This window comes from Clostridium estertheticum (genome assembly GCF_018861295.1).
GTDB lineage: Bacteria > Bacillota > Clostridia > Clostridiales > Clostridiaceae > Clostridium_AD > Clostridium_AD estertheticum_D.
This window is the reverse complement of record NZ_JAHLDM010000039.1, coordinates 1-12678: the sequence shown is the minus strand read 5'-3', so window position 1 is coordinate 12678 and position 12678 is coordinate 1. Positions and strand designations below refer to the sequence as shown.

15 protein-coding genes and 1 pseudogene are annotated in these 12678 nt (G+C 30.5%); 3 read left to right on the top strand and 13 right to left on the bottom strand.

Annotated elements, in window-relative coordinates; translation table 11 throughout:
* Positions 1-13 precede the first annotated feature (13 nt).
* From KPL54_RS23955 to KPL54_RS23945, 3 genes are all read left to right on the top strand, one after another.
* The gene (locus tag KPL54_RS23955; RefSeq protein WP_216109014.1) at positions 14-547 is read left to right on the top strand and encodes a sigma-70 family RNA polymerase sigma factor; all 534 of its coding nucleotides are present in this window, start codon (positions 14-16) and stop codon (positions 545-547) included.
* Positions 548-629: 82 nt separating this feature from the next.
* Positions 630-863 carry a DUF1659 domain-containing protein gene (locus KPL54_RS23950; protein ID WP_216109013.1) on the top strand — a complete coding sequence of 78 codons (234 nt, stop codon included), beginning with the start codon at positions 630-632 and terminating at the stop codon, positions 861-863.
* Between the two features lie 59 nt (positions 864-922).
* Positions 923-1156 carry a DUF2922 domain-containing protein gene (locus KPL54_RS23945; RefSeq protein ID WP_216109012.1) on the top strand — a complete coding sequence of 78 codons (234 nt, stop codon included), beginning with the start codon at positions 923-925 and terminating at the stop codon, positions 1154-1156.
* A gap of 117 nt (positions 1157-1273) precedes the next feature.
* On the opposite strand, the gene KPL54_RS23940 is transcribed toward KPL54_RS23945, so the two are convergent.
* The 13 genes and pseudogenes from KPL54_RS23940 to KPL54_RS23875 form a co-directional block, all read right to left on the bottom strand.
* Positions 1274-2305 (bottom strand): acyltransferase family protein, encoded by a 1032-nt coding sequence (locus KPL54_RS23940; RefSeq protein WP_216109011.1) that lies wholly within the window; start codon positions 2303-2305, stop codon positions 1274-1276.
* A gap of 206 nt (positions 2306-2511) precedes the next feature.
* Complete coding sequence (locus KPL54_RS23935) at positions 2512-3270, bottom strand: hypothetical protein (protein WP_216109010.1); 759 nt, start codon at positions 3268-3270, stop codon at positions 2512-2514.
* A gap of 115 nt (positions 3271-3385) precedes the next feature.
* Positions 3386-4390 carry a hypothetical protein gene (locus tag KPL54_RS23930; RefSeq protein ID WP_216109009.1) on the bottom strand — a complete coding sequence of 335 codons (1005 nt, stop codon included), beginning with the start codon at positions 4388-4390 and terminating at the stop codon, positions 3386-3388.
* A gap of 260 nt (positions 4391-4650) precedes the next feature.
* A complete protein-coding gene (locus KPL54_RS23925; protein ID WP_216109008.1) occupies positions 4651-4839 on the bottom strand; it encodes a hypothetical protein in 189 nt (62 codons plus the stop codon).
* Positions 4840-5087: 248 nt separating this feature from the next.
* Positions 5088-5933: an Rpn family recombination-promoting nuclease/putative transposase gene (locus tag KPL54_RS23920; RefSeq protein ID WP_216109007.1), complete on the bottom strand. Its 846-nt coding sequence runs from the start codon at positions 5931-5933 to the stop codon at positions 5088-5090.
* A 569-nt stretch (positions 5934-6502) separates the two neighbouring features.
* The gene (locus KPL54_RS23915; protein WP_216109006.1) at positions 6503-6748 is read right to left on the bottom strand and encodes a hypothetical protein; all 246 of its coding nucleotides are present in this window, start codon (positions 6746-6748) and stop codon (positions 6503-6505) included.
* A gap of 335 nt (positions 6749-7083) precedes the next feature.
* Positions 7084-7599, bottom strand: coding sequence for a DUF3368 domain-containing protein (locus tag KPL54_RS23905; protein ID WP_216109005.1), 516 nt, complete (start codon positions 7597-7599; stop codon positions 7084-7086).
* Entirely contained in the window at positions 7600-7893 is a 294-nt protein-coding gene (locus KPL54_RS23900; protein ID WP_216109004.1) for a UPF0175 family protein, read from the bottom strand.
* 207 nt (positions 7894-8100) lie between these two features.
* Positions 8101-9156, bottom strand: coding sequence for a dTDP-glucose 4,6-dehydratase (rfbB, locus tag KPL54_RS23895; RefSeq protein WP_216109003.1), 1056 nt, complete (start codon positions 9154-9156; stop codon positions 8101-8103).
* 2 nt (positions 9157-9158) lie between these two features.
* Positions 9159-9743: pseudogene (rfbC, locus tag KPL54_RS23890) on the bottom strand (dTDP-4-dehydrorhamnose 3,5-epimerase).
* A 153-nt stretch (positions 9744-9896) separates the two neighbouring features.
* A complete protein-coding gene (gene rfbA / locus KPL54_RS23885; RefSeq protein WP_216109002.1) occupies positions 9897-10775 on the bottom strand; it encodes a glucose-1-phosphate thymidylyltransferase RfbA in 879 nt (292 codons plus the stop codon).
* A 460-nt stretch (positions 10776-11235) separates the two neighbouring features.
* Positions 11236-12201, bottom strand: a complete 966-nt coding sequence (locus KPL54_RS23880) for an Rpn family recombination-promoting nuclease/putative transposase (RefSeq protein WP_216109001.1) — start codon at positions 12199-12201, stop codon at positions 11236-11238.
* 205 nt (positions 12202-12406) lie between these two features.
* On the bottom strand, positions 12407-12678 hold a 272-nt coding region (locus KPL54_RS23875), incomplete at its 5' end, for a GDP-mannose 4,6-dehydratase (protein ID WP_216109000.1).

Genomic DNA, 12678 nt, shown 5'->3' with positions numbered 1-12678 from the left:
TGGTGCTTTAATTATGGAAAAACTAGTTGAAAAGGCTAAAAACGGTGACAGCGAAGCTACAGAACTTATAATTGGAAAGTTCAAATACCTTATATTCAAAGAATCATCAAAATATCATATTCCAGGCTATACCACTGAAGACCTAATTCAACACGGGTATTTGTCAGTAATAAAAGCTATAGCCTTATATAAACTAGGCAGCAACAGCTTTAACGGGTATTGCATTAATGCTATAAAGATGAACCTTAAAGCTCTTTTAAAAGGAGAAATAAAACATTTTCGCGAAGTCCCAAATAGTAATATGATAGATTTTGATGCCCAGGAGCATTATGAATTTACCTTAGAGGATGAGGTAATCGCATATGCTGAGGTTGAAAAATTATATGTTGCCCTTAATACCCTTGAGCCTTTTGAACGTTATATATTAGAGAGATTTTATATTATGGGACACTCTCTTACAGAGATAGCAGCTACTTCTGATAAAAGTTATTATCAATATTCAAGGATTAAGAAAAAAGCTCTAGAAAAATTAAAGGCAATTATGTAGATATATATTTTTTAAAACTCCGCACAAATAAGACAAACATCATATATATTAAGTGAAAACAAAATAAAAGGAGTGATTAAACATGGCAGTTATATCAACAAAGGTATCAAGTGTTTTAAAACTTACAATGAAAACAGGCATAGACGTCAATGGCAAGGATGAATTTGCAACAAAAAGCCTGGGTAATGTAAAAGTTAATGCAGTGGATGCTGACATTTTTGCAGTAGGACAAGCTATCTCTAAGATCAAAACTTATCCATTGGTTGGGATAGATAGACAAGATCAGTATAGTTTAGTTACAGAAAAGGACGTTTAAATAAAGAAGCTTAAAATCTAGAAAACCAAAATTAAACAAATTAAAGGAGGAAAAATTATATGAATAAATTAGTTATGAGATTTTTAACTACTATTGAGGGAAAGTATTTTACGTTAAGTGTAGATGACATTAAAGCTGATGATAAGGGTCCTACTATAACAGAGGCTGAGGTAAATTCTCTTATGGATTTAGTTATTGCAAAAAACATTTTTCTATCAACTAGTGGTGACTTAACTGGTAAGAAAGATGCTAAAATAGTTACTACTGATACAAATACAATTAAAGTAGCTTAAATAACAGTAATGTAATTCAAAAGTCCACTTATAATACAAAAAAAATCCGGTAAATCATAAAAATATTATGATTACCGGATTTTTTTCAATTCATTTCGCGTAAATAACAAGCATAATTCAATTAGCACCTTTCTTTGAAAATCTTTTACCTAATATGAATGGCATATAATTATTAATTACATAAATTATTGGGATCATAACTATCAAAGTTACGCCAACATGTATTATGCCATTTAATGTGACTATGTATGATTTCTCACTAGCTAAAAAACTAATATGTGTTATTAATTTATCGATGATTGGATATAATATCATTTGATGAAACGCAAAAAATATTATACTGTTTTTACCTATATATATTAATAATTTTGATTTTGGTAATAATCTGCAAAAAATTAACGATGCCATAATTCCACTAATAGCTGACCCAAAGAATAAGAGGTAATTACCATATTTAATAGAAGACATATCCACGCGAGCATTTATATAACGAACATTCAAATGTCCTATAATTACATTAATAATTAAAAATACAACTAAGTATTTTATACTCACAAGTTTACTCACCTTGTTTTCCATCCCTTTTATTAAATAACCTATACCATAAAATACTACAGCGATAAATGATACATCGAAGCTCCAAGGTAATGGCTTTCCAATATACGTGTTGTAGATACCTCCAATAATTGCGCTAACTACTAAACATGTGATAATCTTTCTTTTATCATTTTTAGTCCATTTAACTATTAAGAAAAATATCATCTCACACATAAACAAACAAGCTATAAACCACAGTGTTCCATTATGCAGAGTACCATTGTTATATCTTAATGGTAAAAGCGTTCCAATAAATGATTTTAAAGGACTAACGTTTTGTTTATTATTGAATACAAAAAAATAGATATACTCAATAAAAGAAAAACAAAAATAAGGTATACCTATAGTTATAATCCTCTTTTGAAAAAATGCTGAGAAATTATTATATTTTACATTTGAAAATAAATATCCTGACATAAAGAAAAATAACGGTACATGAAATGTGTATACCTCTGCCTGAATAGGCAGCAAAATAGGCGCATGCCCAAACATAACCAAAATCATTGCAAATCCTTTCGCCATATCAATCCAATTCAGTCTCTTTTTTTCCATATTAATTTGTTCCTCCCATAATAACAGTTTATTCGACATATTATCATATAAAAGAGAAAAACAGCAAATAGCTTAAAATGATTTACCGGCTATATTTCTTGTCATATTGTAATATTAGCGCTTTTCCTTAAGGTTCCACCCAGTTCCCATTATTATCAATAACTTCTTCACACTTAATCCGCATCAGATGTTCCATCTTCGCCTTGCTAATTAAAATTATACGTAAGAACAGAATTTGTAATTTCTCTATTATCTATAAAACTTGATAATTTAAGTATTCCATCCTTTATATAATAGATCTTCATATCCGAAAAATTCGATCCACCTGGGGTGCCCATTAATAAAAAATCTGACTGCCCCGCTTGTATATTTTTATGAACTGTAATTAATTTTCTATTAGGATTCAAATTTAATATTTGTTCTTCATTCTCATTAACATCACATATTTTGGGTTTAGTCTCTCCATCTTTCGACACAGCTATTTTATAGTGACCTCTACTTAATTGGTCTCCTTCACTTGCACCGGCCCAAACACCCGCCCAATCTTCAATAGGGTCAAATGATGCTTGTTCAATCTGGTTATCATCACTAAAAATGTTTACTGAATAATTTAGTCCAGTATTATCTTTCATAGTTAATTTATAAAGACTTTTGGCTTTTATTATATCTAAGTCCGTTGTAGTTCCGCTAGTGATTTCTTCACCAGGAATAACACTTGCATCTACGATTTTCCCTGTTGTATTGTCTATCCAATTTCCTGAAAAATCTTTAACATAAATTGCTCCACCCTCAATGATTTTATTAGTAATTTCCGTAGAATTTGCTGGATCGTTAGCGTAAGCTAATTCAAACGATTTGTTCCCAATTAAAACCGTACCATTTGCCATTGTAGCAAAAGCTGAAAATGATGATGATCCTGTTATCATTAAAGTAACAAGAAATGAACTTATAATTTTCTTTTTCAAATTAAATCCCCCTATAATTGCTTTAAAACAATTTTGCACTTAGTTGCGTTGTATATAAAAAGCAATAAATTACTATAACAACTGTACGTTGATTACTTCCCGCCCAATATAACGTTTAATATGATTCGTTATCATTCGCTTTCATATCTAAAATCTTCCATTCATTGTTTTCGTTGTTAAAACCATACGTACATTCTATACTTCCTATTCCAGCCATTGCTCCTGCTTCACTTCTAATTATTGTAGAAACTGTTATTGTTTGAGGATTTTTATCATTTAATGAAATATGATAATCTCCTAAATAAACTTTTCCTGCCTCATAATCCTCGCTATATTCAGACTGATCATAATTTTTTATACAAAAATTTTCACCTGATGCTTTATTATAAAAGCCTAAATACATTATTGAATCTTTATTGACATGCGTAAATGTAAAATCTTCATTATTAAGTGTAACAGGTTCATCTTGTACATTTAATAATACTGATAATTCATTATCCTTAAAAGAAAAAATTTCAGCTGGAGATGGATTATGATTACCCTCATAACCCTCTATCAACATTATGTCCTGAATTTTATCATTATTAAAGTCTGATAAACATAATTCACTGCTTTCTATTCTAAGACCATCACCTTTTATTTTTATATTTTTCAATACCTTTTTGTTACATGAATCTTGTATTACTAAATTTAAGTAATTATCATAAGTATCAGGGTCATGGTATCCTGCTACCACAATATTTTCTTTAACACCATCACCATTAACATCAGCAAGCTTAAAATCTATTATTGTGCTTTGAGGATGAGTTACTCCTTCAATATAAAATTTATCTCCTTTGGACAATTCTTCATCTTCACCAGGAATGACACTTGCATCTACGATTTCTCCTGTTGTATTGTCTATCCAATTTCCTGAAAAATCTTTAACATAAATTGCTCCACCCTCAATGATTTTATTAGTAATTTCAGTAGAATTTGCTAGATCGTTAGCATAAGCTAATTCGAAGGATTTGTTCCCAATTAAAACCGTACCATTCGCCATTGTAGCAAAAGCTGAAAATGATGATGATCCTGTTATCATTAAAGTAACAAGAAATGAACTTATAATTTTCTTTTTCAAATTAAATCCCCCTATAATTGATTTAAAACAATTTTGCACTTAGTTGCGTTGTATATAAAAAGCAATAAATTACTATGTTATATTTTTCGAACTATATCTATAAAACTTTATAATAAAAGGCGGGTTTTCAATTGCAGCAATTGTTGGCCTCGATACAATAGCCAGAATGGATCTTGATGCAACTATAAAAGGTCTCGCCGTAACAACAAATCAAAAACAAAAGGTGTATTTTATACCATAATTAGGTTAAAATACACTCTTTAATGAAAATAAACATTCTTTACTACATCCCTCACATATTCTACATCAAAATCATTTATCTCCGCAATATATTCTATAGAAAGCCCCTTACTGTATTGTTTCAATATAAGTTGTTTTATCCCCTCTTCTCTTCCTTCCTCTCTTCCTTCTTCCTTGTAGTGCAATCTTCTAATCTCGTCTATACTCAATTTAAATGCACCTCCTCTTTCCCTTTTATATTAGTTATATATTAATATTTCATTTTCTAACTCTGGTAATTTATATACATAACTTTTATCTTTTCCACTATCACATTTATAAGTATATATTGCCATGCAACAAAAAAACTACCAAAATTATATTTCTATAAATTTCAGTAGCTTCCACTTTAGTGCCACCAACATGCCACTTGCCATGTGGGTGGCACTATTTATTACGCGGCTATCGCCACTTTTCCCTAACTTTCTAACTCTTTCTTTATTTGTATGACCTTTTCCTCAGAAAAGCCTGTAGCCTTAATTACTATATCTATACTAACTCCCAATTTTAATAGGTTTGTTGCAACTTCTATTACACCTTCATCCTTAGCAGAACTAATCATGTTAGCCCTCTCATGAAGTGATCTTTCTCTTGATTTGTAAAGTTCTAATGTCTTTGGATCACTACTTAGATATTCTATTTTCTCTTCTGCTTTTCTAATATCAACATCCATGTCCATCAACTCCTTTAATTCTTCTTTACTTATATCTTCTCTAAAAAAAGATAACCACCTTTGAAGCTTATCTTCTTTTAAGTTCTTATTTTCTAACTTTCTAAATTTCTCCATCTCTATAAAATGAATCTCTACAACATCTGTTAGCATGTAGTCTTTGACTCCATCTTCCCATAGATGGAATGTTGTGTGGAATTTATCAGGTATTTTTATATATTCAAAGTCTACTATATTTATAGTTATGACCTTAGTTAGATTCTTATAATCATCGCCCTTTTTTATTCCTTCTGAGAACATTTCACCCCAGTACCACATTGTTCTTTTATCCATATTGTGCTGATTTGTTAGCTGTACTTCTATCTCAAGTTGTGTACCATCTTCTGTTTTAGCTCGAACATCTATTATGCCTGTCTTATCTCCGATCAATTCAGGTGTTAATTCTTTATTTTCAACTATTTCCAGTGTCACTAATTTATCTCTATCTTTTTTACTTAGAATTGCATTAAGTAGTGCTATTAAATTATCCTTCGTTTCTTCCTCACCAAAGGTCTTCTTAAATATGAAGTCATTTAAAGGCTTTAATCTTTCCATATAATCATTCCTTCCTATATTCTTATTTTATCAGAAAATTACATTTTATTCTACACTACTTTTAAAATATTAAATTGATATCTTCTTAATCCGCAACAGATGTTCCATCTTCTCATAGCTTCCACATTGTTGTTCACGTAAAGTTCTCCCCCCCCGTGACACTTTGGCGAACTGGAGGTTCACCTTGATATCAAATATTTTATTTTTGCCTAGCTCCGCGTAAATAACTAGCATAATCCAGTACAAAGACTTTTATCACAAAAAAACTACTGAAAATTATATCTCTATAAATTTCAGTAGTTCCATCTTTGCCTAGCTTTCGCATAGTCGTTCACATACCCCAGGAATCGTTGCGAGACCTTGGTTGAGCTTGCTAATCCAATAATATGATTTATATTAGTTCTAAAGGGTATAGCAAAAATAATACCATCAACTACGAAAAGCGCTATACAATATTGTCTTTTTTCTTTAAGCAGTATTTCCTTACATTCTTCCTATGTTCTGCTCCCACTCTTACAGATAAGGAGTCCTATTTTTTAAAGTTCATTCCAATTTCTTTCAAAAGATTATCACCTGTTTTTTCTCAGAAACGTCCTCACTAAAAACATTTTTAAATAACTATTCAAGAATGAATTGTGCAAAAGTCTATGAATTCTATGAACTGACCTCTCATAGTTACATTCTTTATCATTCTCAAAAAGTTCATTGTGAGATTTTAACCAGTCTTCATAATATTCATCTGCATTATTATAATTCTTAGGTTCCACTTTATATGTTCCATTTTTACTACCAATCATACCATTTAAGCTTGACATAGCAACATCTCTATCTAATATCTTACAAACCCAGCTCCACCTGTTACTAAATAAGTTTTCATATTTACTTACTCCCCTTATATTCAAATGATATTTCTAAATCTTTTAGTCCATTTTGAATTTTATCCTTGTCTGATAATAAAATTTCATCTATGCCATCTAGCTGCCATTCTATAGCTATATCTTTATCATTCCATAATACTCCACTATCATATAAACTTCCCCTTTACGTCTTTTGCCTTTTTAATATTAATTTGATATTATGAAGCATAAACTTTAACGACAAAAAAACTACTGAAAATATATACTTCTATAAATTTCAGTAGTTACAATTGTTATATTTCTCCCACATCTAACAAAATACCATTATATAGTTTTTTAGAGATTCTATAATTGTTTTCTATTAACCCATCTAAATATGGTTTTAACGCTCCAATTACACCTGATAATTTAGCAAATTTCAAAATGCCCAAAAGTCCTGTAGGTTCTAACATTAAAGCCTCTGCTAAACTTCTTGCTGATCTTTCATCAATTAATAAATAATCTAGCTTTAGCTCTTTAGCACCTGCTATTACTTCTAATTCACCTCTATGCAATTTCCCCATAAATCTATTTATAAATAATTCATCTTTTACATGATATATTTTAATCTGCCCTTTTTCAATAGCATCATATAATTCTTCTGTCCCTATTCTTTTATTATTTTGACTTTTAACAACTTCATTATAAACTGCTTCTGGAATAAGTACTTCTTCAAAAATAATCCAAAGCAAATCTAATCTTCCTATTCCAGATAAACCAATAATAGGACTTGAATTACACATTACAGTGTTTAATTTTTTTACAATCATCTACTGTCCTATCTCCTTTAACATCTTTTTTATAACCAAGTCATCCTGTTTTTTATGCTCATCAGTATATTCTCCCCAGGGAATGCCTTGTTTTTCAAGTACATCCATAAATTCTAAAAGTGTTAACCCAGAAAGTTCTGCTGATTTTTCTAATGTTACTGTTTTATTAGTAAATAAATTTAGTGCAAAAGCTACCCTAACCTTTTGGTCTATAGAATCACCAGAAAGTTTATTTAAAAAAGGAATAAGTTCCTCTGGTAAAGTTACTTCAAACGTAGTTGGCTGCGTGTTCATATTAACACCTCACTTTAAATCATTCTCATTATATTATATCCTCTTTTCTTACCTTATGCACTATTTACCTGAACATTACAATGAATATTCTATTAATATCGTGAAGATGCATTTTAACGACGAAAAACCACCAAAATTATATCTCTATAAATTTCAGTAGCTTCCACTTTAGTTATACCCAACATGCCACTTGCCATGTTGGTGGCACTATTTATTTTGGTACATATTGTCATAATAATTCTGGTACTCACCAGACGTGATATTATCCATCCACTCTTTATTATCTAGATTCCATTTTATTGTCTTTTTTATTCCTACTTCAAAAGTAGTTTCTGGATACCAACCTAATTCATCTTTTATCTTAGATTGATCTATTCCATATCTCTTATCATGACCTAATCTATCTTCAACATAACTTATTAGTTTTTCTGTTATTTCTTTATCTACATTTTCGTTTAAATAACTTATAATAGTTTTAACTATTTGTATATTAGCTCTCTCATTGTGTCCACCTATATTATAAACTTCACCTAATCTGCCACCGTTAATAACCATGTCTATTGCTTTGCAATGGTCTTCTACATATAACCAATCTCTTATGTTCATTCCATCACCGTATACTGGTAGATTCTTATGATTTAAGCAGTTGTTTATTAGTAGTGGTATTAATTTTTCTGGGAATTGGTATGGTCCATAATTGTTTGAGCACCTAGTGGTATTTACAGGCATTTTATACGTATCATAATAAGCTTTTACCATTAGATCTGCACCAGTTTTACTTGAAGAGTAAGGACTGTGTGGATCAAGTGGTGTAGTTTCAAGAAAAAATCCTGTATCCCCAAGTGACCCGTATACTTCATCAGTGGATACTTGCATAAACTTTTTGCCTTCTTTAAACCCACCGGGTATTTCCCAGGAATTTTTAGCAACATTTAAAATATTTACTGTACCTAAGACATTTGTTTTAACAAATATTTCCGGCTCTTTTATACTTCTATCTACATGTGATTCTGCTGCAAAATTCACAACATAATCAATATCGTTCTCGACGAATAGTTTTTCTGCGAATTCTTTATCACATATATCTCCGCAAGCAAAAGTATAATTAGAATTAGTTTCTACATCTTTTAAATTCTCTAAATTTCCTGCATAAGTTAACTTGTCTAGATTTATGATTTTTATATCTGAATATTTATTTAACATGTAATGAATGAAATTTGCGCCTATAAACCCAGCTCCACCTGTTACTAAATAAGTTTTCATATTTACTTACTCCCCTTATATTCAAATGATATTTCTAAATCTTTTAGTCCTTTTTGTATTTTATCCTTGTCTGATAATAAGATTTCCTCTATACCATCTAGTGGCCATTCTATAGCTATATCTTTATCATTCCATAATACACCACTATCATATTTCGGTGCATAGTAGTCGGTGCATTTATAATTAAATACAGCCTCATCTGACATGACTAAAAACCCATGAGCAAATCCTTCTGGAACATAAAACTGCTTTTTATTTTCATCTGTAAGGATTACTCCCTCCCATTTTCCAAAAGTAGATGAACCTTTTCTTAAATCTACTGCTACATCAAAGACTTATCCCTTTGTAACTCGTACTAATTTACCTTGAGTATGTTTAGTTTGAAAATGAAGTCCTCTAAGTACTCCTTTTTTAGACTTTGATTCATTATCTTGAACAAATTCCATTTTAAGCCCAGCTTCAAAAAAATCATTTTTATTGTAGGTCTCCATAAAATATCCTCTATTGTCTCCAAATACCTTAGGTTCAATTATATAAACACCGTCTATTTTAGTTTCCATAAAATTAAACAAATCTAACACCTCCATTAATTATTCTATTACAGCTGCCGCTTCTAAATTAGCTTTATTATAATCATCAGCAATCTGGGCCAAATCATCACCTGCGGTGCTGTATTAACGACTTCAGAAGGAATTTTAACTTCCTACTGAAGTTTTTTTATTATAGTATGTACCCACTCCTTATAGAAGAGTGGTGCTATCCTTCTGAAGTGTCGTTAAGTACTTACCATATTCTGATTTCATTAAAGGTTCTGCTAATTTTAAAAGTTGCTCTCTGTTTATAAAACCGGTTTTATAAGCTATCTCTTCAATACAAGCTACATATAATCCTTGCCTAGTTTGTATTGCTTCAACAAAGTTAGCTGCATCTAGTAACCCTCTATGAGTTCCTGTATCAAGCCATGCCATTCCTCTGCCAAATAGCTCAACCTTTAATTTGCCTCTTCTTAAATATTCGTTATTTACTGATGTTATTTCTATTTCACCTCTAGCTGAAGGCTTAACATTTTTAGCTATTTCTATTACATTGTTATCATAAAAATAAGGACCAGGAACTGCATAATTTGATTTAGGTTTTAAAGGTTTTTCCTCTATAGATACCACATTATTATTTTCATCAAATTCAACAACACCAAATTCAGTTGAATTGCTTACATGGTAACCAAAAATAGTAGCTCCTTCTCTTTCTGATGCTCTTTTTAATCTTTGGGTAAACCCATAACCATGGAAAATATTATCTCCAAGTACTAAAGCTACCTTATCATTTTCTATAAACTCTTCTCCGATAATAAATGCATCTGCAAGTCCTCTTGGTTCTTCTTGAATAGCATATTGTAATTTAAGGCCTATATCACTTCCATCACCTAATAACTCTTCAAATGTAACTAGATCTCTAGGTGTTGAAATTATTAATATCTCCTTTATACCTGCAAGCATTAATACGGATAGTGGATAATATATCATTGGTTTATCGTATATTGGCAGTATTTGTTTTGATACTGCTTTTATTACTGGGTAAAGTCTTGTGCCGGAACCTCCAGCTAGGATAATACCTTTCATGTTTTGCCCCCTTAGAAATTTCGTAGTTCCCATCCCTGGCTATCGCCAAGTTTTTTGTTTCTATTTTTTCTCAACTTCTCAACTTTTCAGTCCAAATTCACATCTGCTTAATCCGCATCAGATGTCCCATCCTCGCCTAGCTTTCGCGTATTTCGCATTTTCGCCTATTTCATTTGGCAAAAATTTGCTCTTCCCCCGATGTCGTTACATAAACTAGAAGTTTCTGTTTGCTATCAAATCGCCATAACTTTTACACTATAATGTTTATTATATTATATGCCTATTCATTTCACGTCAATAACTAACCTAATCCAGTATAAAGATTTTTAATACAAAAAAAACTACCAAAATTATATTTCTATAAATTTCAGTAGTTCCATCCCGTGGCTATCGCCATTTTTTTTCCCTAACCTTCCAACTCTACATTCCAAATTTACATATACTTAATCAGCATCTGATGCTAGTGGATGACATTCTTTACTACATCCCTCACATATTCAACATCAAAATCATTTATCTCCGCAATGTATTCTATAGAAAGTCCTTTACTATATTGTTTCAATATTAGTTGTTTTCTTTCTTTTTCTACACCTTCTTCTCTGCCTTCTTCTCTGCCTTCTTCTCTACCTTCTTCCTTGTAGTGCAATCTTCTAATTTCGTCTATACTCAATTTAAATGCACCTCCTCTTTCCCTTTTATATTCTTCATATTTCTTTTCAAACGCAATGTCTTCTGTTAAAAATAAATATCCTAAAAAATCTACTAATGCTTTTATTTGATCATTATTTTTAACTTTATTATAAGTTGATAATTCATCTGATAGTTTTATTTTTGCCTCATATATATCCTCATCTCTTGCACCTGTTTCTAATAAACTTTTTGCCATTTTAAAAACTAATTTAATTGGGTTATCATCACTAATATTTTCAAGTTCTATTTTTTCTACATCAATAGTTTTAAAGTTATATATTAATATTTCATTTTCTAACTCTGGTAGTTTATATACATAACTTTTATCTTTTCCACTATTACCTTTATAAGTATATATTGCTGCAGCTACTATTTCTGACCTATCCTTATTCTTATATCTAAATTTGTCCCATATCCTATAAAAATATCTAAACATTCTTTCTCCAAAAATTTCATGCCCACTACTATAGCTTTGTACCTCTACATGAATAAATAATATCTTGCTTCCTTTGTCTTTTAATCTCACCTTTATTATCTTATCCGATATTATGTTTTCAGCGCTATCTTTATCAAATATATCCTTTTGTATTTCCTGCAAAGCTTTATCTAATGATTCTGTTCCGAGCTCCCAAGCTATTTTATTGAATATCTCTGGGAAAAGCAATTCTACTATTTCTACTTCAAATGCTTCCAATATGGATTTCCATGCCGCATCAAAATCATGTTTTTTTGTCAAAACTATTCACTTCCTTGTAATTCTGTATCCCATTATTAATTTTATTATATCATATTAATTTTTCCTTTACACTACTTTTTTATCCTTAAAATATTATCGTGAAGCTGCATTTTAACGACGAAAAACTACCAAAATTATATCTCTATAAATTTCAGTAGCTTCCACTTTAGTTATACCCAACATGCCACTTGCCATGTGGGTGGCACTATTTATTTTGGTACATATTATCATAATAATTCTGGTACTCACCAGACGTGATATTATCCATCCACTCTTTATTGTCTAAATTCCATTGTATTGTCTTTTTTATCCCTACTTCAAAAGTAGTTTCAGGATACCACCCAAGCTCTTCTTTTATCTTAGTTGGATCTATTCCATATCTTTTGTCATGACCTAATCTATCTTCAACATAACTTATTAGTTTTTCTGTTATTTCTTTATCTACATTTTCGTTTAAATAACTTATAATAGTTTTAA

Bases quoted from the DNA above. Each gene is read 5' to 3' on its own strand.
- KPL54_RS23955 (WP_216109014.1), top strand. From the start codon at position 14: ATGGAAAAACTAGTTGAAAAGGCTAAAAACGGTGACAGCGAAGCTACA.
- KPL54_RS23950 (WP_216109013.1), top strand. From the start codon at position 630: ATGGCAGTTATATCAACAAAGGTATCAAGTGTTTTAAAACTTACAATG.
- KPL54_RS23945 (WP_216109012.1), top strand. From the start codon at position 923: ATGAATAAATTAGTTATGAGATTTTTAACTACTATTGAGGGAAAGTAT.
- KPL54_RS23940 (WP_216109011.1), bottom strand. From the start codon at position 2,305: ATGGAAAAAAAGAGACTGAATTGGATTGATATGGCGAAAGGATTTGCA.
- KPL54_RS23920 (WP_216109007.1), bottom strand. From the start codon at position 5,933: ATGGAAAGATTAAAGCCTTTAAATGACTTCATATTTAAGAAGACCTTT.
- KPL54_RS23915 (WP_216109006.1), bottom strand. From the start codon at position 6,748: ATGTCAAGCTTAAATGGTATGATTGGTAGTAAAAATGGAACATATAAA.
- KPL54_RS23905 (WP_216109005.1), bottom strand. From the start codon at position 7,599: ATGATTGTAAAAAAATTAAACACTGTAATGTGTAATTCAAGTCCTATT.
- KPL54_RS23900 (WP_216109004.1), bottom strand. From the start codon at position 7,893: ATGAACACGCAGCCAACTACGTTTGAAGTAACTTTACCAGAGGAACTT.
- rfbB (WP_216109003.1), bottom strand. From the start codon at position 9,156: ATGAAAACTTATTTAGTAACAGGTGGAGCTGGGTTTATAGGCGCAAAT.
- rfbA (WP_216109002.1), bottom strand. From the start codon at position 10,775: ATGAAAGGTATTATCCTAGCTGGAGGTTCCGGCACAAGACTTTACCCA.